General features: G+C 53.0%; 19 protein-coding genes and 1 riboswitch. Of the genes, 16 read left to right on the top strand and 3 right to left on the bottom strand.

The window, feature by feature from the left end:
• Nucleotides 1-165: 165 nt before the first annotated feature.
• Complete coding sequence (locus V4U88_RS13815; RefSeq protein WP_334073829.1) at nt 166-1,158, bottom strand: helix-turn-helix transcriptional regulator; 993 nt, start codon at nt 1,156-1,158, stop codon at nt 166-168.
• A 108-nt stretch (nt 1,159-1,266) separates the two neighbouring features.
• On the opposite strand from V4U88_RS13815, the gene modA reads away from it, so the two are divergent.
• Both modA and modB read left to right on the top strand, forming a co-directional pair.
• Nucleotides 1,267-2,106, top strand: coding sequence for a molybdate ABC transporter substrate-binding protein (gene modA, locus V4U88_RS13820; RefSeq protein ID WP_334073830.1), 840 nt, complete (start codon nt 1,267-1,269; stop codon nt 2,104-2,106).
• Between the two features lie 6 nt (nt 2,107-2,112).
• Nucleotides 2,113-2,781 (top strand): molybdate ABC transporter permease subunit, encoded by a 669-nt coding sequence (gene modB / locus V4U88_RS13825; protein WP_334073831.1) that lies wholly within the window; start codon nt 2,113-2,115, stop codon nt 2,779-2,781.
• 10 nt (nt 2,782-2,791) lie between these two features.
• Here modB and V4U88_RS13830 read toward each other — a convergent pair whose 3' ends face one another.
• The gene (locus V4U88_RS13830) at nt 2,792-3,094 is read right to left on the bottom strand and encodes a DUF3055 domain-containing protein (protein WP_334073832.1); all 303 of its coding nucleotides are present in this window, start codon (nt 3,092-3,094) and stop codon (nt 2,792-2,794) included.
• 243 nt (nt 3,095-3,337) lie between these two features.
• On the opposite strand from V4U88_RS13830, the gene V4U88_RS13835 reads away from it, so the two are divergent.
• Nucleotides 3,338-4,348 carry an HRDC domain-containing protein gene (locus V4U88_RS13835; protein ID WP_334073833.1) on the top strand — a complete coding sequence of 337 codons (1,011 nt, stop codon included), beginning with the start codon at nt 3,338-3,340 and terminating at the stop codon, nt 4,346-4,348.
• 91 nt (nt 4,349-4,439) lie between these two features.
• Here the strand turns inward: V4U88_RS13835 and corA are convergent, their stop codons facing one another.
• Entirely contained in the window at nt 4,440-5,375 is a 936-nt protein-coding gene (gene corA, locus V4U88_RS13840) for a magnesium/cobalt transporter CorA (protein WP_334073834.1), read from the bottom strand.
• 414 nt (nt 5,376-5,789) lie between these two features.
• Nucleotides 5,790-5,918: riboswitch (SAM riboswitch) on the top strand.
• A gap of 117 nt (nt 5,919-6,035) precedes the next feature.
• On the opposite strand from corA, the gene metA reads away from it, so the two are divergent.
• The 13 genes from metA (at nt 6,036) to V4U88_RS13905 (ending at nt 20,711) form a co-directional block, all read left to right on the top strand.
• Nucleotides 6,036-6,971 carry a homoserine O-acetyltransferase MetA gene (metA, locus tag V4U88_RS13845; protein ID WP_334073835.1) on the top strand — a complete coding sequence of 312 codons (936 nt, stop codon included), beginning with the start codon at nt 6,036-6,038 and terminating at the stop codon, nt 6,969-6,971.
• An 18-nt stretch (nt 6,972-6,989) separates the two neighbouring features.
• Nucleotides 6,990-8,177 (top strand): PLP-dependent transferase, encoded by a 1,188-nt coding sequence (locus V4U88_RS13850; protein ID WP_334073836.1) that lies wholly within the window; start codon nt 6,990-6,992, stop codon nt 8,175-8,177.
• The gene (locus V4U88_RS13855; protein WP_334073837.1) at nt 8,174-9,346 is read left to right on the top strand and encodes a trans-sulfuration enzyme family protein; all 1,173 of its coding nucleotides are present in this window, start codon (nt 8,174-8,176) and stop codon (nt 9,344-9,346) included. The genes V4U88_RS13850 and V4U88_RS13855 overlap by 4 nt, the downstream gene beginning before the upstream one ends.
• 276 nt (nt 9,347-9,622) lie before the next feature.
• The gene (gene mqnC, locus V4U88_RS13860; protein ID WP_334073838.1) at nt 9,623-10,759 is read left to right on the top strand and encodes a cyclic dehypoxanthinyl futalosine synthase; all 1,137 of its coding nucleotides are present in this window, start codon (nt 9,623-9,625) and stop codon (nt 10,757-10,759) included.
• A 107-nt stretch (nt 10,760-10,866) separates the two neighbouring features.
• Nucleotides 10,867-11,793 (top strand): putative sporulation protein YtxC, encoded by a 927-nt coding sequence (locus V4U88_RS13865; protein ID WP_334073839.1) that lies wholly within the window; start codon nt 10,867-10,869, stop codon nt 11,791-11,793.
• A gap of 379 nt (nt 11,794-12,172) precedes the next feature.
• Nucleotides 12,173-14,110 carry a threonine--tRNA ligase gene (gene thrS, locus V4U88_RS13870; RefSeq protein WP_334073840.1) on the top strand — a complete coding sequence of 646 codons (1,938 nt, stop codon included), beginning with the start codon at nt 12,173-12,175 and terminating at the stop codon, nt 14,108-14,110.
• A gap of 97 nt (nt 14,111-14,207) precedes the next feature.
• A complete protein-coding gene (locus V4U88_RS13875; protein WP_334076968.1) occupies nt 14,208-14,888 on the top strand; it encodes a 3D domain-containing protein in 681 nt (226 codons plus the stop codon).
• Between the two features lie 112 nt (nt 14,889-15,000).
• The gene (locus V4U88_RS13880; protein ID WP_170287030.1) at nt 15,001-15,165 is read left to right on the top strand and encodes a hypothetical protein; all 165 of its coding nucleotides are present in this window, start codon (nt 15,001-15,003) and stop codon (nt 15,163-15,165) included.
• Between the two features lie 201 nt (nt 15,166-15,366).
• The gene (gene liaF / locus V4U88_RS13885; protein WP_334073841.1) at nt 15,367-16,341 is read left to right on the top strand and encodes a cell wall-active antibiotics response protein LiaF; all 975 of its coding nucleotides are present in this window, start codon (nt 15,367-15,369) and stop codon (nt 16,339-16,341) included.
• A gap of 4 nt (nt 16,342-16,345) precedes the next feature.
• On the top strand, nt 16,346-17,419 hold the full coding sequence (locus V4U88_RS13890) for a sensor histidine kinase (RefSeq protein WP_334073842.1): 1,074 nt from the start codon (nt 16,346-16,348) through the stop codon (nt 17,417-17,419).
• Entirely contained in the window at nt 17,385-18,035 is a 651-nt protein-coding gene (locus tag V4U88_RS13895) for a response regulator transcription factor (RefSeq protein ID WP_334073843.1), read from the top strand. The genes V4U88_RS13890 and V4U88_RS13895 overlap by 35 nt, the downstream gene beginning before the upstream one ends.
• A gap of 147 nt (nt 18,036-18,182) precedes the next feature.
• On the top strand, nt 18,183-19,862 hold the full coding sequence (locus V4U88_RS13900; RefSeq protein ID WP_334073844.1) for a S1C family serine protease: 1,680 nt from the start codon (nt 18,183-18,185) through the stop codon (nt 19,860-19,862).
• 159 nt (nt 19,863-20,021) lie between these two features.
• On the top strand, nt 20,022-20,711 hold the full coding sequence (locus V4U88_RS13905) for a response regulator transcription factor (RefSeq protein ID WP_334073845.1): 690 nt from the start codon (nt 20,022-20,024) through the stop codon (nt 20,709-20,711).

Consider the following 20,711-nt stretch of genomic DNA (forward strand, 5'->3'; position numbering starts at 1 on the left):
AACTCCGCTATTCCGTACGAAGGAGCCAAATTCGACAAAATAGCGCCGCTTAAGGCGCTTAAGGCTCTTATTCACCTGCCCGGCTTCAAAGGGAAGCGGTCAAGGGCGATCGGCGTGAGGAACCCTCTTTAATTTGACGGCGGTGCACTTCTAGTGTGTGAGTTATCAAACTTCACTATCGTACAAAACCTGTCCGCTTAAAGACAAATCGTATCCTTGAATGGAGGCCAGCTCTTGACGGAACTCGGGTGATTTGACGGTTTCAAGGAACCGGTCGATCCAAGGAGCCGTTTCCTTCTTTTTGAGAACAACGAGGTCGTATCTTTCCTGAATCAAGGGGATAAAATCGACCTCGGCGATCAGGGACACGGCGTTTTCGATGCCGACGCCGACATCGGCCTGCCCTGCCGCAACCTTGCCGGCGACCGCCAAATGGCTCGTTTCTACCTCCCCATACCCGTCGATTCCGGTGCGGGAGATGCCGTGCAGACGCAGTTGCTCGTCCAGGAGCACCCGGGCCCCGGAACCGATTTCGCGGTTGATCAGTCTGATGCCTTTGCGTCCGAGATCGCTCCAGGTTTTCAACTGCTTAGGGTTCCCGCGGCGTACATAGAGTCCCGCCTGGCGAAGCAGCAGGTTGATCACAAGATAAGAATGGCCGGTAAGAATTTTGTTGATGTATGGCAGATTGTATTCCCCCGTGTCCCCATCCAGCAGATGCGTGCTGACGATGTCGCTGTTCCCTTGATACATGGAGATCAGCCCGTCGAGACTTCCGTCATGGGAGCGGAGCGGACGCAGTTCCGGATTGGCGCGTTCAAGATGCTTGGCCAGTAAATCGAGGCTCAGATCCTGCCCGGTGATGACCAGGGTGCCCGGAACCCGCGAAACGTCCGTGGACTGGCGTCTTTTCTCAGCCGCCGCCGGCTGCGGCGGAAGGCTGCCGCCAGACAGTAACGTCTCGCTTTGAGGCGCGGGATGGAGAGCCCCGCCTTTGGCTATTCTTTTGTACTGCTCCAAATCATCCGCATCGATACGCATTTGTTTCCCGACACGGTACGCGGGCAGGCTGCCCTTTTTGATCAGGTCGTACACCGTTAACTTCGATACTTTTAACAGCTTGGCAACTTCCTCGGCTGTATATGAAATCTCGCTCATCCGGAGACCTCCAATTGACGATTTTATGTCTAATTATAACTGGTTATATTCAAATATAACAAAATAGAATAGAATATATTTAACTAATACTATGGGAGGCATACATATATGCTGCGATTCCTTGATTCCCGTTTCCGCGCGGGAACCCTCGTTTTTATTTTGCTGCTTATCACCGGTGTTATTACCTCCTGCGGAACACCGACCCAACAAGCGGCCATACAACAGGCGGCGGCAAGCTCCGAAACAAAAGAGAACGTGACGCTCACCGTTTCGGCGGCGGCCAGTTTGAAAGGGAGTCTGGAAGAGATTGCGCCGCTCTTCGAAAAAGAACACCGGAATATTCGCCTAACTATGAATTTCGGAGCTTCGGGTTCCCTGCAAAAACAGATCGAGCAGGGGGCACCCGTGGATCTGTTTCTATCGGCAGGCCAAAAACAGATGAACGCCCTGATCGACAAAGGGCTTATCAAGCCCGAGAGCAAAATGGACCTGCTCTGCAACCGACTCGTTTTGGTTCTGCCCGCCGACGCTTCGGGCAAGCTTGCCTCCTTGGCGGATTTGAAGAACGCGAATTTCGGGACGATCGCGCTTGGAGAGCCCGAGGTGGTCCCCGCGGGGGCATATACCCGTGAAGCTTTGGAGCACAACGGACTATGGGAATCTCTTTCTCCCAAAATGGTATTCGCCAAAGATGTCACCCAGGTGCTGACCTATGTGGAATCCGGGAATGTGGACGCCGGGTTCGTTTATGAGAGCGATGCGAAAGGATCCCCGAACATCAAAACCGGGCTTGTCGTCGACGAAAAAAGCCATGCACCTATTCTTTATCCGGCAGGTGTCGTGACCGCCTCCGAATTCCAAGAGGAAGCCGGCCAATTCCTGCAATTTTTACAAACCCGGGAGGCGCGTCAAGTGTTTATGGACCATGGGTTCACGGTTCCGGAGTAAGCGGCCATGAACCCCGCTTCTTTCTGGTCTCCTGTCGTCCTGTCCCTCAAAGTGTCCTTGCTGGCGGGGACGCTCGCCTTCTTGCTTGCCGGATATCTGGCCTGGATCATGACAGGAAAGAAATTTCGCGGGAAAATCGTGCTTGAAACGGTCTTTATGCTTCCCATGGTGCTCCCGCCTACCGTAGTCGGGTTCCTGCTGCTTATGGCCTTCGGACGCAGAAGCTTTATCGGCCGGTGGTTCGAAGCGCTATCCGGCTTGCCGATCGTGTTTACCTGGGGAGCGGCCGTCTTGGCCGCCGCCGTCGTCGCGTTCCCGTTGGCGTATCAGTCGGCCAAGGCCGGCTTTGCCTCCATCGATCGGGACCTGTTGGCCGCCGGCCGGTCGCTGGGAGCCTCCGAGCTCCAGCTATTGCTGCGGGTCGCAATCCCGCTTGCCGGACGTTCCCTGACGACAGCATTTGTGCTGTCCTTTACCCGAGCCCTTGGCGAATTTGGAGCGACCCTAATGCTGGCCGGCAACATCCCGGGAAGAACGCAGACGCTGCCGACGGCCATTTACATGGCCGTGGAATCCGGCGATACCGCGTCAGCCTGGGCTTGGGCGGGATGGATGGTACTGATTTCATTCCTGCTGCTGGCGTGCTTTGGCCCGCGGGCAGAACGAAAGGAATAACCACCCGGGTCTAATCGGTGAAATAAGCGTCTCCGACAACCTGGTACAAAAAGCTGCGCAGTTCGCCGCCCTCTTCTTCATTTAGCGCGAAAACATGCTCCAGGTACCCTTCTTCCTCCAGGTCGTCGGTGCCTAAGATTGCGGTCTTTCCGTTCTGGAGATCGGTGACAAGTTTCTTGCCGTAAAAACGGTTAGTCGTGGTAATCGCCAGGTCAAAGCGTTTTAAGGAATTACCGATAAAAGTGACAAAACGGGTCGATGTGCTTTCCGTGCTGTCGGATAAAAAGTCCAAATCCTGATTCGATACGGTCATAGCATGGCCTCCTAAGAAACGAGTTGTCTTCTGTCATTATAGCGGATAATCGGTCGCTCGTGGAAATGAAGGGGGGTCAAAATAATCCGGATTGACAATCTCCGAAAAAATGGTATCATTAGGAATAACAGTATACGACTTGAGGAAGCACCTCTCTTGAATCATTCAGGAGAGGTGCTTTTTGCGTTTTGGGAATGGATGGAAACGCCTGTCGTTGCTGACAGTCGAAGGAGGTTAGAAGGGATGCGGATTGTTTTTCTGAACAGCCTGGAGAAGAAGGAGAGCGGAGTAACCGCCGGCGATGCCCAGGTGTGGATCGGCGAAGAGGATGGGATTTGGAGGATAGGCTGGAACGAATCGACGGGAGAGGGGGAGAGTGAGACGATTTGGTACGAAGGCGGCTCCTGGTCGGAAATGCTCCATATTTATCGGCACAGGCTGGTTATAAAGCTGGGCGAAGGCTTCCGTCCGGTGATCGAAGGGATATGGGATGAGAGGGAGGAGTTTCACGGAAGGGGCATGGCCGCACAGAGGCTGATTTGTTACAGCGAGCTTCATGAGAACGAACCGCTGTACAATGAACTGTGCGGCTGGCGGCGGAAGAAAGCCTCCGCAGAGCGGAAGGCTCCCTATCTCATCGCCAGCAACCGGCTGCTCCGCCTGATCAGCGTATTCCGGCCGCGGACAACGGACGAACTGCTTCAGTTGCCCGGCGTCGGGGAGAACAAGGCGGCCGAATACGGACCCGAACTGCTTGCCTTAACCGGGGCGCAGGACGGAGAGCGGCCGGGAGAGTTTCCGCTCGATTGGGTTGAACGGGTCATCGACGAAGACACCTTCCGTTCCTGGATGTATAAGCAGAAGGAAGTCAAATTCCGCATGGAGATGGAGAAGTTCAGCCTGCGGCGCCAGGCTCTGGAGGCCATGGCCCAAGGCCAAAATTTGGGAGGGGTCTGCGAGCGGACGGGGCTTGAACGGAGGGATGCCGTCGAATTGCTAGAGCAATTCGAGAAAGATGGATACACGACCGAGGCCTTGGTTCAGTTGGAGCTGAAAGACATGCCGGCGGAAGAGAAAAACGCGGTCTGGCAGGCGTTTGAGGAACTGGGGGACGGTTTTCTCAAGCCCGTATTGCAGCGGGCCTACGATCAGGAGACGATCGATGCGGCGAACCTGGATCAGCTCTATGAGCGCATCCGTCTGCTGCGTCTCTCCTACCGTCGGCATAAGGATAACGCGCAGAAAGCCGGTTAACTTTCAAAAACAAAACAACGCCTTTTCTCCATCCAACCCGAAAGGAGGGTGAGGCGGAGAAAAGGCGCTGTATATTATAAACAGGTTCGTATTATATCCAGTCCCGTTTGCGGAACAAGTAGAACATTCCGGCACCCAGGACGACCATGACGCCCAGGACAACATAGTAACCGTATTTCCAATCGATTTCTGGCATGTGTTTGAAATTCATCCCGTATATACCGGTAATCAGGGTCAGCGGGATGAAAATCGTCGTGATGGCGGTAAATACGCGCATGATTTCATTGGCCCGGTTGGCGATCGCCGCCTGATAAGCTTCTCGCAAGTTCCCGATCAATTCCCGAAAAGTATCGAAGTTTTCGGAAATTTTAACTGCATTTTCGTATATATCGCTAAAATATTTTTGCAATTGATCGTCGATCAGGCGCAAATCTTTTTTATTTAAAATATTGATGACTTCTTTTTGAGGGCCAAGCATTTTCTTCAACCACAAAATCTCGCTTCGCAAACCGATGATCTCGTTCAGGTGCGAACGTTTGGTGTGCATCAAAATATCCTCTTCCAGCTTTTCGATCTTGACTTCGATCCGGTCGCCGACAGAGAAGTAGTTGTCGACCACGAGGTCGATAAGAAAATAAAGAAAACGGTCGGGCTCGCTGACTTCCTGTTCCCAGAGAATCGGCTTGACGGCCCGGAGTTCGTTGATTTTCTGCTTGGTCACGGTGATGATGTAGTGTCTTCCCAGAAAGATGTTCAGCGCCCGCAGAAAGATTTCCTCGTCATCATAACGGATGCTGTTAACTACAATAAAGTAATGGTTGTCGTAAGTTTCGATTTTCGGACGCTGCTCCTCCTCGGACAGGCAGTCCTCAACGGCAAGATCATGCAGCGAGAACAGCGGCTGAAGCAGCTCCAGGTCCTCAACGTCCGCGTCGATCCAGTAGAAGCCTTCCTCAGGCGGGGTTGTCGTGAGTTCCACGTCTTCGACCGGTTTAAATACACCGGCCACCACATGACGGATTTTCATACCAATCACTCCCTTTTCCGGCTTAGGCAGCCGGGATATGCTCATTTTTTGTGAGCACAGGAAAGGGATCAGCACGGCGAACGCCGAAAAAAGGCGTTTTATGAAAACACCGGGAAAAGAAAGTGCCCGTTACTCTCCACGCGGCGCCTGCTGATCGGTTTCCTATGCGGTTGTTTCTTCAGGTCCATGCGCTGCGGACTCGGGTCGCCTTCCATTTCTCGGATTCACCTCTTTACTATGGGTTTATGGGGTGCCTCTTAAGCACTTGTCTAGTATAACGCCGGGGATTGAATTGTTTCAAGCCAAAAAGTTGTGGATAAAAATTGACGCACAGCTTGTTAAAAAAGAGAATTCATGTATAATGAAATCAACCTGTTTCAATTTGAATTTTAAAAACAGAATATTGAGACGATTTTCTTATCAAGAGTAGGTGGAGGGACTGGCCCGATGATACCCGGCAACCGGCGATACGTCGCACGGTGCTAATTCTTGCAGAGCTTAAAGAGCATGATGTGATGCACTTAGGTTTCTGAGAGATGAGAGAGGCGCATTCAGGAATAAATGATGACCTTTCTCTTTGGAGAGAGGTCTTTTTCTTGTTATTGCCCGCTTTCACCCGAATAACCCGCAAAATCTAAAGTAAAAAGGAGTTGGAATGTAATGCCGATTAAAGTACCGGATCATCTGCCGGCCAAGGAAGTGCTTGCGAACGAGAATATTTTTGTGATGGATGAGAGCCGGGCCTACCAGCAGGACATTCGGCCCCTCAGAATTGCCATTTTGAACCTGATGCCGACCAAGGAAACGACGGAATCGCAAATTTTGCGTCTGCTCAGCAACACACCCCTTCAGGTAGAAATCGTACTGCTTCACCCCCGCTCCCATATCTCGAAGAACACTTCAGCGGAGCATTTGGAGATGTTCTACAAAACCTTTGACGAGATCAAGAGCCGCCGGTTTGACGGAATGATCGTGACGGGCGCTCCTGTCGAACAACTGGATTTTGAAGAAGTCAACTATTGGGAGGAATTGAAGGAAATTTTCGAATGGAGCAAGACGCACGTGACTTCGACCATGCATATTTGTTGGGCTTCCCAAGCCGGCTTATATTATCATTACGGAGTCCGTAAAATTCCGCTCGAGCAAAAATGCTTCGGTGTCTTCTCCCATTCTGTCAACTATCCTCGTGTTAAGTTAATGCGCGGATTTGATGAAGTGTTCCAGGTTCCGCATTCCCGCCATACGGACGTATCCAGAGAGGATATCGAGCGCTCGCCGGAGTTGGAGATTCTCGCCGAATCGGAGGAAGCCGGGATTTATCTCGTGGCTTCACGGGACGGAAAACAAATTTTTGTGACCGGTCACTCGGAGTATGACGCGGGTTCCCTGAAATGGGAGTACGATCGCGACGCCGCCAAAGGGCTGGATATCGATCTCCCGGTGAACTATTATCCGAACAATGATCCCGCCAAAACCCCCAGATCGACTTGGAAAGCGCATGCCAACTTATTATTCTCCAACTGGCTGAACTACTATGTGTATCAGGAAACACCGTATGATATCGATGAAATGGCTGAACTTATATACCATATTTGATTAGTGGAGGGGTACGCAGTGGCAAAAAATAAAGAATGGCATTTGGACAGCAGACTGGCTCAGATCGGGTCGACCGAGGAGCCGGTTACGGGAGCGGTCACTTATCCGATCTATCAGGCGACCGCCTTCCGTCATCCCCGCCTGGGGCAGAGTACCGGGTTTGACTATTCGCGGACCAAAAGCCCGACGCGGACCGTGTTGGAAGAGGCCGCGGCCGCGCTGGAAAGCGGAGATGCCGGCTTCGCCTGCAGTTCGGGCATGGCGGCGCTGCAGACGGTGTTCAGCCTGTTCTCGCAAGGGGATCATCTGATCGTATCACTGGACTTGTACGGCGGAACTTACCGGCTGCTTGAGCGGATCCTTTCCCGGTTCGGAATTACATCCTCCTATGTCGATACGAATGATCTGGACGCCTTGGAAAGCGTGCGAAAACCGAACACCAAAGCCGTTTTCATCGAGACGCCGACCAACCCGCTGATGATGGTGACCGATCTTGAAGCCGTGGGCCTGTGGGCCAAGCGCCATGGGCTGCTTACGGTGGTGGACAATACGCTGTTGACCCCTTATTTTCAACGCCCGCTGGAACTGGGCGCGGACATCGTTGTACACAGCGCGACGAAGTACCTGGGCGGCCATAACGATGTGCTGGCCGGACTGATTGTAACCAAAGGCGAAGAACTCTCCCAGGAAGTCGCCTTTCTGCATAATTCGATCGGGGCGGTGCTCAGCCCCTCCGACTCCTATCAGCTTATGCGCGGCATGAAGACCTTGGCACTGCGGATGGAACGCCACGAGAGCAATGCGCTGGCTATCGCCGAGTATTTGCTGCAGCATCCGCAAATCGCCGAGGTGTATCATCCCGGTCTGCCCGATCATCCGGGCTATGACATCCAGAAGCGGCAGTCCAGCGGAAATACGGGCATCTTCTCCTTTAAGGTAAGCGATGCCCGTTACGTGGAGCCGGTATTGCGGAACCTCGAGCTCATCGCTTTTGCCGAGAGCCTGGGCGGTGTGGAATCGCTGATGACCTATCCGGCCGTTCAGACGCATGCCGATATTCCGGCGGAAATCCGCGATGCCGTCGGGGTGGACGACCGGCTGCTCCGCTTCTCGGTCGGAATCGAGCACCCTGCGGATTTGATCGAGGATCTGGGCCGGGCTTTGGAAGCGGCCCGCCGCGAAGTGGAAGAGGGGGGCGCAAAATGAATGAGCGGAACCGGGAAGAAAAGCGGCCTCACAAATTCGATACGCGGCTGATCCATTTCGGCAGCGAAGTGGATTCGGCGACCGGAGCCTCCAGCGTGCCGATTTACCAGGCTTCGACCTTCCACCACCATGATATTTTTAATCCGCCGACGCATGATTACAGCCGGTCGGGTAATCCGACCCGCCAGGCGTTGGAGGAGTATATCGCAGTTCTGGAAGGCGGGGTTGGCGGCTTTGCCTACGCCAGTGGAATGGCGGCCATTTCCTCGACGTTCATGCTGTTTTCGGCCGGCGACCACCTCATCGTGACGGAGGATGTTTACGGGGGGACATACCGGCTGCTTACCCAGATTTTAAGCCGGATGAACATCGAGACGACCTTCGTCGATATGACGGACCTGGATGCGGTCAAGGCCGCGCTGCAGCCCAATACGAAGGCAGTATACATGGAAACGCCGTCAAATCCTACGCTGAAAATCACCGATATCGGAGCGGTGGCCGAATGGGCCCGGAAGCACGATTTGATCAGCATCGTGGACAATACATTTATGACGCCGTACTATCAGCGTCCGATCGAGCTTTCCGTCGACATCGTGCTGCACAGTGCGACCAAATTCCTCGGCGGACACAGCGACGTGCTGGCCGGTCTGGCCGTAGCCCGGGACGAAGCGTTGGCCAGCCGCCTGAAATTTGTGCAGAACGGCCTCGGCACTGTGCTTGGCGCCCAGGAGTCCTGGCTGCTGATGCGGGGGATGAAAACGCTGGGCGCAAGGATGGCGCATAGCGAAATCAGCGCCCGCAAGCTGGCGGACTGGCTTGACGGCCGTCAAGATATCTCGGCCGTATATTACCCCGGCCTGCCGAATCATCCCGGCCGGGAGGTCCAGGAAAAGCAGTCCGCCGGATACGGCGCTGTCGTTTCCTTCGATGTGGGTTCCGGCGAGCGGGCCAAACGGGTGCTTAGCCAGGTAAAGCTCCCGCTCGTCGCCGTCAGTCTCGGGGCCGTCGAAAGCATTCTCTCTTACCCTGCCATGATGTCCCATGCGTCCATGCCGCCGGAAGTCCGGCTCGAACGGGGAATTACCGACGGGTTGCTCCGCTTCTCCGTCGGCCTCGAAGACATAGATGATCTGATCGCCGATTTGGATGAGGCCCTGCGGAACAGCTGATTTTAGACCGCGGCCTTACATGACGAAAACCGTCGGAGAACGCAAGTGTCTCCGACGGTTTTCGTTTATTTTCACATAACACATGGATTTAAAGTGGTAAATATAGTGGTGAATATATCCATTTCTGCATGTGTTGTCAACCCGGGAAACGCCCGAAATGGCGGAAGGGTACAAGATCGAGTGCTGTTTTTCTGCCCGGATTGTGTTACGATTGAACTATCATCTTAAATTTTCAGCAATTTGGTTTGCATTTATAGTTTTAAGGAGGCAGTGATCATGACTGCAATCAACCCTATTTTAGACAAGGCGCTACAAGGCGAGCGTCTGGATCTTGAAGATACGATCGCACTATTTGAGTCGGAGGAAGTAGAGAAAATAGGCCATGCCGCAAACATCCTGATGGAGCGGAAGCATCCCGATCCCATTACCACCTTCGTCATCGGGCGGAACGTAAACTACACCAATGTTTGCGATGTGTACTGCCGGTTTTGCGCGTTTTATCGCCGTCCGGGTTCGGAGGAAGGTTATGTTTTGCCGGATGAAGCGATTTTCCAGAAAATTCAGGAAACGATCGATGTCGGCGGCACCGAAATTCTGATGCAGGGCGGAACGAACCCGAATCTTCCGTTCAGCTATTATACCAATCTGCTTCGCGCGATCAAGGAACGGTTCCCGGATATCACGATGCATTCCTTCTCTCCTGCGGAAATCATGAAAATGAAAGAAGTGTCGGAAGGCTTGTCGCTGGAAGAAGTACTGCGTGAAATCCATACCGCCGGCCTGGATTCCCTGCCCGGCGGGGGAGCGGAAATCCTGGACGACCGCACCCGGCGCAAAATCAGCCGCCTGAAAGGCTCCTGGCGGGACTGGATGGACGTAATGCAGACAGCTCATAAGATCGGGATGAATACGACGGCGACGATGGTGATCGGTTTCGGCGAATCGATGGAAGAACGTGCCCTTCACCTGCTGCGTGTCCGTGAAGCTCAGGACGAGTGCATTCAAAACGGATATCCATCCGAAGGCTTCCTGGCCTTTATCCCGTGGACGTTCCAACCGGACAATACGAATTTGAAGGCCGAGCGGCAAACGCCGGAATCCTATCTGAAAACGGTGGCGATCAGCCGGATCGTGCTGGATAACATCAAGAACCTGCAGTCTTCCTGGGTCACGATGGGGCCTGAGGTCGGGAAGCTGTCGCTGCAGTACGGCTGCAATGATTTCGGCAGTACGATGATCGAGGAGAATGTCGTTTCCTCGGCGGGAGCGACCCATAAGGTGAACATCGAGTCGATTCTGTCGATTATCCGTTCCGCAGGGAAGACGCCGGCCCAACGGAATACGAAGTACGACATTTTGCGCGTATTCGATCAAAATTCCAGCATCGAGCGCGATTTTATCATGCAGAATTAAAGGCTGTTTCTTTTGGCAGCTTTGGCTATCTTTCCATAAGTCCGCCCCTGTATATCCGTATCCTTCCCACCATATACTTTGTGAAGGATACGAAAGGGGGAGGACTTATGGATTTTTTTTCGCTGCACATGGCCACCCGAAGTTTAGAACAGAAACGACGGTTTCTGAACTATATTTGCGATGAGGAGAGCGCGGTACATAAAGGGACTGCCCGGATCAAGACTTATTATCCCCCTGATGAACCCGGTATGCGTATGGTGTTGTCGGCCACCGGGAAGGGAGAACGGGCTACGGACGAACTGCGGTGTCAAATTAAAGACGATCTCGCCCGGGGTATCTCCCGTTTTATTGTGGAAGTCAAGGAAGCGGAACTGGCCGGCGATATCGCCTCCAAGCTGTATCGATTCTCCTCCCGCGAGGAGGAAGCGGCGGTGATGGAACTTTGCGCCAGAATGCTATCGGGCGAAGAGGAGGGGGATCGGGCGGCGAAACGGCACCGAACGAATGAAATTCGGAGGGCCCTTACTTTTTACCTGGAAGAAGCGCATTATCTGGATATCGATGGTTTTATCGAGTTCCGCTTAAGAGGCTACAAAGACAAGCTGCGCGAAATGGTGGACCTGGCGATGGAAGAATATCTGTTGGATCAGCAGTATGAGGAGTTTATCCACCTTTTGCAATATTTTGTTCACTTTCAGGAGCCGTTAACTCCGCTCATTCATCTCATTCATAAGGAAGGGCAAGAGTTCGGCATTTATAATGAGCAGTTTGCCAAAATTACGCCCCCCTCCGTCGGCTACGTTATCGCGCAAATGGCGGACCAGGAGATGGAGATGGAAGATATGGTGGTCAGCGCTTTAATCTCTTTGTCCCCGCAGCGGATTCACATTCACACCTCTCATCCGGACGCCCAGATTATAGCCACGATTTCCCGGATTTTCGGAGATCGGGTGCAGCTCTGTCTTCAATGCGTCCACTGCCGTTCACTTCGCAAGGAATCCAGGCCGCGGGACCAGGGAACATCGGGTTCTTGACGATTCCAAGGGGGAAGGCTTATAATTACACATGATTAATGTGACTGTTTTTGCATATCAAGAATTACCACAATAGCGTTGACAAAGACATGAGCCGAAACAAAAGGACATATCCAGAGAGAGGGAACCCGGCTGAAATTCCCTTGTGCTCCGGTTTTGGTTTACCCCTTTGCAGCTGTGGTTTTGAACCTGCCGTTTTTTGCGGCAGCATTAGGAATCACCGGGTCATTTCCGTTACAAAATGCTTATTAAGGGCCATTTTTGATCAGATGCAGATGGCTGAATAAGGGTGGAACCACGGGTAAATGAACGCTCGTCCCTTTCCGGGACGGGCTTTTTTTGTTGCCCAAGCACATATTTTGATCAAGGAGGAAATGGTATGGCAATCCAAATATCGCTCCCGGACGGTTCCGTCCGGGAATATGCGGAAGGAAGCACGCTGGAGGATGTGGCGGCTTCGATCAGCAGCGGCCTGCGCAAAAACGCTGTGGCCGGCAAAATCGACGGCAAGGCGGTAGACCTGAACACCAAACTGAACAACGGGGCTAAGGTGGAAATCATCACGCTCGATTCCAAGGATGGGCTGGAGATTATGCGCCACAGTACGGCGCACTTGATGGCGCAGGCGGTCAAACGGCTGTTTGGCGGTAAGGAAGTTAAACTCGGTATCGGACCGGTGATCGAAGACGGCTTCTATTACGATATGGATCTGGAGCATCCGCTGAATCCCGAAGATCTGCAGAAGATCGAGAAGGAAATGGAGCGGATTATCGGGGAGAATCTGCCGATTACCCGCCGCGAGGTCGGCCGTGAAGAAGCGGTGGCGATTTTTACCGAGCTGGGCGATCCGTACAAGTTGGAATTGATCCGCGATTTGCCGGAGGACAGCGTTATTTCGATCTATGACCAAGGCGAGTTTTTTGATCTTTGCCGCGGACCGCATGTTCCTTCCACCGGCAAAATCAAGGTGTTTAAGCTGTTGAGCGTAGCTGGCGCTTACTGGCGCGGAAACAGCAACAACAAAATGCTGCAGCGGATTTACGGTACGGCATTCGTCAAAAAGGCCGAGCTGGATCACCATCTGCTTATGCTGGAGGAAGCGAAGAAACGCGACCACCGTAAGCTGGGAAAAGAGTTGAACATCTTCACCTTCAACAATCTGGTCGGACAAGGGCTGCCGATCTGGCTGCCCAAAGGCGCTACGCTGCGCCGTACGCTGGAGCGTTACATCGTCGATATCGAGGAACGTCTGGGGTATCAGCATGTGTACACTCCTGTGCTCGGCAACGTGGACCTTTACAAAACGTCGGGCCACTGGGAGCACTACCAGGAAGACATGTTCCCGGTGATGGCAATTGATGTTGAGGAATTTGTCCTTCGTCCGATGAACTGTCCTCACCACATGATGGTGTACAAAAGCGACCTGCGCAGCTACCGCGATCTGCCGATCCGGATCGCCGAACTCGGCATGCAGCACCGTTACGAAATGTCGGGCGCATTGACCGGCCTGCACCGCGTTCGTTCCATGACGCTGAACGATGCCCATATTTTCTGCCGTCTGGACCAAATCAAGGATGAGTTCAAGCGGGTGCTGGATTTGATCAGCCAGGTGTACCGCGATTTCGGCATCGAGGAATACCGTTTCCGCTTGTCTTACCGGGATCCGCAGGATACGGAGAAATACTTCCCGAACGACGAGATGTGGAACACGGCGCAGGGCATGCTCCGCGAAGTCGTGGAGGAAGCGGGGCTGCCGTTCTTCGAGGCGGAAGGCGAGGCCGCGTTCTATGGTCCTAAGCTGGACGTGCAGGTCAAGACGGCGCTCGGCAAAGAAGAGACCCTTTCCACCGTACAAATCGACTTCCTGCTGCCGGAGCGCTTCGAGCTCGAGTACGTCGGCGACGATGGTCAGAAGCACCGTCCGGTCGTGCTGCATCGCGGGATTCTGGGAACGATGGAGCGGTTCTCCGCGTTCCTGCTGGAGAACTTCGCCGGGAATCTGCCGCTGTGGCTGTCCCCGATTCAAGCGAAGGTCATCCCGGTATCGGGCGCTTTCGAAGAGTATGCACGCAAGGTGGAAGACAAGCTGCGGGCCGGAGGAATCCGGACGGAGAGCGACTTGCGCAACGAAAAGCTCGGCTATAAAATCCGCGAAGCCCAGCTTGAAAAAATCCCTTATATGTTCGTCGTCGGCGAGAATGAGCAGAACAGCGGCAGCGTGTCGATCCGCAAGCGCGGGGAAGGCGATTTGGGCGCAAAATCGGTGGAAGAGGTACTCGCTCTTCTCCAAGACGAAATTCGCAACCACAAGATATAACGAGTTTAAGATTAATCCTTTTCGGTTTGATAACTCAGAAATATGTATAAACTGCGGCGCATGTGGAAACCCTTCGAAATAAGGGGGAGGTTTTCATATGCGCCGATTTATATTGTGGCGGAGGACCACAGTCATAATTTTAGTTTTGGTTCTCTTCAGCCAAGGATTAGCCGCTGATAGCAAAACTTATGCCAAAGCTGTGCAAACAGCCACGATTCAATATGAACATTATTTGCTCCGGGAATATCAGCTTCATCTCCGGATACTTGAACGTTCTGGCTTGCCCCATTCCCGGGGGAGTCTGTTCGTTCAGAAACAATCAACAAAGCAGGATGAACCCAAGGCAGCCAGAAAAACCGCAAAAACGGTAAAAGTTATGGCAACAGGTTATACGGCCGGCTATGAATCCACCGGGAAGCATCCGAGCCATCCGCAATACGGAATTACTTATTCCGGTGTAAAGGTGCGCCGGGACAAAGATACCGTCTCGACGATCGCCGCGGACCTGAAAGTTTTTCCGCTCGGCACCATTCTTTATATCCCGGGCTACGGTTACGGGGTTGTGGCGGACAAGGGTTCCGCGATTAAAGGCAACAAGATCGACCTTTATTTTGCGACGACCAAGCAGGTCTTTAAGGAATGGGGCAAGAAGGAAGTGGAGGTCCAGGTGATCCGGAAAGGGGACGGCAAGCTGACGGAAGCGATGCTAAGCAAGCTGGGTAAAGCGATGGAAGTCAGCAAAGAAATTCCTGAAAATGTATGGGATCAGGCGATTTGATTATTCGCATATTTGAACCTGCCCGGAAGCATAATAGGTAAGGCGGTAAAGCGTACAGCTCGCTGCCGGAAAACGTACGTGAGTGCGTGTTATGCAAAGGGAGGTGAATCTCATGCCAAATCAAAAAAATAAAGCGGCTTCTCCTGGTTATAAAACACCAAACGAGAAGTACAATGAAGAGTTCGCTGAAGAATCAATGGCTACGGTTGCCCAAAAAGCAAAAGCTTCCCGTAATGCCGTAACTAACCCGACTGCCGGACAACAAAATCAACAATAAAGAAGCGCGAGGCTGTCCCCGAGGTAGGAATCTACTAAAAGGGACAGCCTCTTTTATGTCCGCTGTGACTGGATAGAAATGGGAGCCCCTCGGTCCCGGGACCGAGGCTCATTTCCAACCCGCGGCGCTGTTGTCCATTCCTTGTTTAAGGTAAACTGAATTTAAATCATTCAGCGAAAGAACAATTGGAGGGAACTGCAAATGCGTAGCGGATTAGGCGGAAGGCTGATCGGTGGATTGGTCTTGATCGGGATCGGAGCCTTGTTTTTATTGAATCAGTTGGGAATTACAGATCTGAGTTTGGGCTATTTGTTTGCGACCTATTGGCCGGTATTTTTGATTCTGGGCGGGCTTGCCCAACTGTCCAATGGCGGTTGGAGGGGTTCCAGCCTGATCGGAAGCGGAATTCTGATCGCGATCGGCGGTTATTTCCTGGCGCGAAATATAGGACTGATCTATTTGTCGCCGGGCGATTTCTTCAAGTTTTTCTTCCCGATCGCCCTGATTATCGGCGGGATTGCGGTTTTGTTTAAGCCGAGGAGCGAAGCGAAGGATCGAAACCCGGATTTTCCGCCGCCTGCGCCGCCCAGACCGCCCGTACCGCCGCTTCATGACGACTATATTCCGGAAATGGAGTCCCCGCTGGATTCGATCTTTGGCGATATGGAAGAGAAGGACCAGCCGAAAGAAACGAAATCGAAAACAAAACCGAATTCAAAGCATAGCAACAAGCACGATTACGACTACAATTACAACTCCTATGGCATGGGAACGGGAGCTGCTTCCGGCAAACGGGAAAAGATCAACAAGTCTGGCTTTATCGGCGACGTTCATCTGGGACAGGATTATTTTGAACTGCATCCGACGAATATTTCCCATTTTATCGGCGATACGGTTATCGATTTGACCAAAGCGCAAATTCCTTACGGGGAAACGAAAATCAACGTATCGGCCTTTATCGGGGACGTCAAGGTGTTCATTCCCGAGGATATGGATATCGGAATTACCGCGAATTCCAGCGCTTTTATCGGTGATTTGAAGGTGCTGAACGAGAAGCGGGGAGGGTTTATGACCAATGTGCAGGTGCATTCGCCGCATTACGGCGAGGCCAGCAAGCGCGTCAAGCTCGTGGTCAGCGTATTCATCGGCGACGTGAAAGTGAATATGGTGGGATAGCGCAATGATCGTACAGCGAATTTTAAAAAATACAAAATGGGAACTGCTGCTCTTTTTCCTGATAACGGGCAGCTTGGCGGCGATGGTCCACTATGTCGGTACCGTAACCGGGGTCATCGTGGTCCTTGATCCCCGGTTTTGGCTTTATGACATGGCGGGTGTCGTCGTTTTGACGCTCATTATCGGTTATATCGCCGGACGGCGCATCCAGGGCCGGATCGACCTGCTGCACTTAAATATGCTGCAAGTGGCAAAAGGCAATCTGTCCGTACGCATGCCGGAGACAGTCGACCAGACATTCGCCGGCGTCTACCATGAATTTAACAACATGACGAACGCGATGGAAAAGAAGCTGCAATTGCTGCAGCAGTTTGGCGAGCAGGAAGTGATTGAGAAGGAGCAGGCGGCGGAGAGAGCGGTGTTGGAAGAACGGCGGCGGTTGGCCCGGGACTTGCACGATACGGTCAGCCAGCAGCTTTTTGCCATTCACATGGCCGCTTCTTCGCTCCCGAAGGTGCTGGAAAATAACGAGCAGCAGGCTCAGGCCGTCATGGATCAGTTAATCCAGATGTCGAACACCGCCCAGAAGCAAATGCGCGCGCTGATCGCCCAACTGCGCCCGATGGAGCTTGTCGGCAAGACGCTCTCGGAGGCGTTGGACGCCTGGTTCCCGGATTACTGCCGGCAGAACGGGCTGAAGGGCATGAAAGACATGGACTTGCAGGGCGACCTATCGGAAGCGAAGGAGCATCAGCTGTTTCTGATCATCCAGGAGGCTATGGCGAACATCGTCAAGCATGCGGGGGCCAACCTCGTTAGCCTCTCGCTCCGGGAAGGGCCAAGGCAGGTTGTTCTCAGCATAAGCGACGATGGTCAGGGCTTCAGCGGCACCTCGCAAAAACAGGGCTCCTATGGACTGACAACGATGAGGGAACGGGCCGAGAAGCTGGGAGGCCAAGTCGAAATTATCAGCAAGCCGGGTGCGGGGACGACGATACGGGTACATATACCAAAGTTTGAGAACGCTAAAGGGGAGAACGGAAATGAGCGAAAAGATCAAAGTGATGATCGTGGATGACCATGACATGGTCCGGATGGGATTAAAAACGTATCTGATGCTGGATCCGGGATTCGAGGTAATCGCCGAATCCGGAAACGGGCAGGAGGCGTTGGAATTGCTTCAGCGGGGGGAGCATCACCCCGACATCATTTTGATGGATTTGATGATGCCGGTGATGAATGGAGCGGAAGCCACAAAAGCGGTGCTAAGCCGGTTTCCCCAAATGAAGATCGTCATTTTGACCAGTTTTCTCGAAGATGAGCTCGTGGTTCAGGCCGTGGAAGCGGGTGCGGTCAGCTACGTGCTCAAGACCGTTTCCGCGGAGGAACTGATTTACGCGCTTCAAGGAGCGTATCGGGGGATGCCGGTGATGACCGGGGATGTTGCCCAGGCTTTGACGCGGGGCCTGCGCCAGCGTTCCGTACAAGGGGATGATTCCGGACTGACTGAACGGGAGAAAGAGGTGCTCCTCCTGATCGCGGAAGGCAAGACGAATAAAGATATCGCCGAAGAGCTTCATATCAGCATCAAAACGGTGAAAACGCATGTCAGCAACCTGTTAATGAAGTGCGAGCTTGAAGACCGGACGCAGCTCGCGATTTACGCCCACAGGCAAGGCTGGGTAACCCATTAGTCCTTCCTCATTTTCTTCGTGTTCCCTTACTCTATCGCTTTTATCTCCTTTTTAATTGTTTTTAATGTACGCTTAAGGTTAATAGTACAAAATAAAGACAAGAAAACAAGAGAACCCCTGAATATCAGGGGAAGGAGGGTTAACATCATGGATGAGGAAAAATACAAACAAAATCAATCTTTCGGAGGGGACGGCGGGAGCGGTTCAAACCACAAAGAACATCATAAAGACCAAAGCGCGGATTCGTACGGCGGACCGACAGAGAATTCGGGATCAACCTACTACTATGCGTACGGCCCATTTCAATCTTATGGGAAAAATGGAGAGAACGGCGGATACACAGGCGAGCTGCGCCGCCAGCCGGAAGAAGTGGAGATTACCGGTCCGGAACCGGTCAAGCCGATGCCGAATGTTTACGAAATGAGCCAAGTCACCGGAGGTTCCCTCAGCGGCGGATCGAACGGGGACGGAAAAACGGCATCCGCCTCAGCCGCAAAAAACACGGGAAACTGGCAGTTTAACAAGCCCTCAAAGCGCTCGTCATTTAAATTGGTGATCGCCGGCGCTTTGGCGGGAATGCTGATTATTACGGGAGCCATGGTGTTTGCGGATCGCCAGAACCTGTTTACGCCGGGCGCGCCTACGACGACCGCCTCCGCACAGGTCAATTCCTCCGGAGGCAATTCGGTGCAGGGAGCGGCCAATAGCGACTCTTCCTCTCCGAAGGCGACGCAGGCGCTCTATCCGATCACTGATCAGGGCGAGGTTACGAATGTGGTCAAGCAGGCGGGGCCCGCGGTTGTTAAAATCGAAACCCTGGTTAAATCCAGCAAGCAGGGTACGCGCAGCAATCCGTACAGCAGCGATCCGTTCTACCGTTATTTCTTCGGGGACGATGTTTACGGCGGATCGGAGGGTTCCGGTAACGGAGGCTCCTCCTCCGGCTCGGATCAACTCGTTCCGACGGGGATCGGTTCCGGCTTTATCTTCGATAAAACGGGATATATTCTGACCAATGAGCATGTCGTGCATAACGCCGATGTGGTACAGGTCACGGTTCAGGACACGGAGAAGCCTTACGAAGCAAAGGTACTGGGAACGAGCTATGAGTTGGACCTTGCCGTGCTGAAAATTGAAGGGAACGGCAACTTCCCTTCGATCCCGCTGGGCAATTCCGACAACACGCAGGTTGGCGAATGGCTGGTCGCTATCGGGAACCCGCAGGGCTTCGATCATACGGTTACGGCCGGCGTGCTTAGCTCGAAGGAACGCGGCATCACGATTGCGGGCGAAAACGGAGAGAAGGATCGGGAATACGAGCATTTGCTGCAAACCGACGCTTCGATTAACCCGGGGAACTCCGGCGGGCCGTTGTTGAACCTGAACGGTGAAGTTATCGGCATTAACGTGGCCGTTAGCTCGGACGCCCAAGGGATCGGTTTCGCGATTCCGACCAGCACGATCACGGAAGTGCTCGACAAGCTGAAGAACAATGAGAAGATCCCGCAAAAACCGGTGCCGTTTATCGGCGCGACCTTGATGACCGTGACTGATGAGGTGGCCAAACAGATGGGAACCGATGTGAAGGAAGGCTCGGTCGTTTCCGACATCGTGTTTAAATCTCCGGCCTATAACGCAGACCTTCGTCCCTATGACATTATCACCGGTGCGGACGGGAATAACTTTGCCACTAAAGAGGGGCTAATCGAGTATATCCAGAAACAAAAAGTCGGCAATGAGGTCACGTTCCATGTGATCCGCAACGGCAAGAAGATCGACTTGAAAATCAAGATCGGCGATAAAAATGAATTTGCCAATATCGAGTAACCGAAACGAAAGATTTTACGAACAACTTCAAGGCGGCAGGGCTTGTCCCGGCCGTCTTTTTAAAATACGTGAAAAGGAATCGCAGGCGGTCGGCAAGGCGGGACGTTTTTTTGCTAAAATGGAGATGGTAGAGCCTTATTATTAAAGGAGAGATGATTGTTGAGATCCTCGATTCTGGTCATAGATGACGATGAAAAAATCACGTCCATGCTGCGGCGGGGCCTCGCTTTTGAAGGCTATGACGTGCATACGGCGCGAAACGGAGCGGAAGGACTGTCAATGGTGATGTCGGCGGATCCCGATTTGATCATATTGGACGTTATGATGCCGCAAATCGACGGGTTTGAGGTTTGCCGGCGGCTGAGGGAAGGGGGGAGCAGTGTTCCCGTCCTGATGCTTACCGCCAAAGATGAGGTCGAGAACCGCGTCAAGGGCCTCGATACGGGGGCGGACGATTACTTGGTCAAGCCTTTTGCGCTGGAGGAACTGCTAGCGCGGGTACGCGCGTTGCTCAGACGGAGAGAACCGACGGGCGATACGGCGGAGCATCGCCTTGTATTCGAAGACATCGTGATGGACATGGATTCCCGCGAGGTCCTTCGGTCCGGACAGCGTTTGGAATTGACGGCGAAGGAGTTCGATTTGCTGCATCTGTTTATGCAGAATCCGAAACGGCTGCTGACCCGGGATATGATCATGGATAAAATCTGGGGATACGATTACAGCGGCGAGTCCAATGTACTGGAGGTTTATATCGCCATGCTCAGGCAAAAAACGGAGGAGCACGGCGGGAAAAGGATCATTCAGACGATCCGCGGCGCCGGATACATCTTGAGGGGAGAGTCCTAG

Source organism: Paenibacillus sp. A14 (genome assembly GCF_036864815.1).
Taxonomy (GTDB): domain Bacteria; phylum Bacillota; class Bacilli; order Paenibacillales; family Paenibacillaceae; genus Fontibacillus; species Fontibacillus sanfengchensis.

Bases quoted from the DNA above. Each gene is read 5' to 3' on its own strand.
- liaF (WP_334073841.1), top strand. From the start codon at position 15,367: ATGCGTAGCGGATTAGGCGGAAGGCTGATCGGTGGATTGGTCTTGATC.
- modB (WP_334073831.1), top strand. From the start codon at position 2,113: ATGAACCCCGCTTCTTTCTGGTCTCCTGTCGTCCTGTCCCTCAAAGTG.
- V4U88_RS13900 (WP_334073844.1), top strand. From the start codon at position 18,183: ATGGATGAGGAAAAATACAAACAAAATCAATCTTTCGGAGGGGACGGC.
- V4U88_RS13830 (WP_334073832.1), bottom strand. From the start codon at position 3,094: ATGACCGTATCGAATCAGGATTTGGACTTTTTATCCGACAGCACGGAA.
- V4U88_RS13815 (WP_334073829.1), bottom strand. From the start codon at position 1,158: ATGAGCGAGATTTCATATACAGCCGAGGAAGTTGCCAAGCTGTTAAAA.
- V4U88_RS13875 (WP_334076968.1), top strand. From the start codon at position 14,208: ATGCGCCGATTTATATTGTGGCGGAGGACCACAGTCATAATTTTAGTT.
- V4U88_RS13835 (WP_334073833.1), top strand. From the start codon at position 3,338: ATGCGGATTGTTTTTCTGAACAGCCTGGAGAAGAAGGAGAGCGGAGTA.
- V4U88_RS13895 (WP_334073843.1), top strand. From the start codon at position 17,385: ATGAGCGAAAAGATCAAAGTGATGATCGTGGATGACCATGACATGGTC.
- corA (WP_334073834.1), bottom strand. From the start codon at position 5,375: ATGAAAATCCGTCATGTGGTGGCCGGTGTATTTAAACCGGTCGAAGAC.
- V4U88_RS13890 (WP_334073842.1), top strand. From the start codon at position 16,346: ATGATCGTACAGCGAATTTTAAAAAATACAAAATGGGAACTGCTGCTC.
- metA (WP_334073835.1), top strand. From the start codon at position 6,036: ATGCCGATTAAAGTACCGGATCATCTGCCGGCCAAGGAAGTGCTTGCG.
- modA (WP_334073830.1), top strand. From the start codon at position 1,267: ATGCTGCGATTCCTTGATTCCCGTTTCCGCGCGGGAACCCTCGTTTTT.
- mqnC (WP_334073838.1), top strand. From the start codon at position 9,623: ATGACTGCAATCAACCCTATTTTAGACAAGGCGCTACAAGGCGAGCGT.
- V4U88_RS13855 (WP_334073837.1), top strand. From the start codon at position 8,174: ATGAATGAGCGGAACCGGGAAGAAAAGCGGCCTCACAAATTCGATACG.
- thrS (WP_334073840.1), top strand. From the start codon at position 12,173: ATGGCAATCCAAATATCGCTCCCGGACGGTTCCGTCCGGGAATATGCG.
- V4U88_RS13880 (WP_170287030.1), top strand. From the start codon at position 15,001: ATGCCAAATCAAAAAAATAAAGCGGCTTCTCCTGGTTATAAAACACCA.
- V4U88_RS13865 (WP_334073839.1), top strand. From the start codon at position 10,867: ATGGATTTTTTTTCGCTGCACATGGCCACCCGAAGTTTAGAACAGAAA.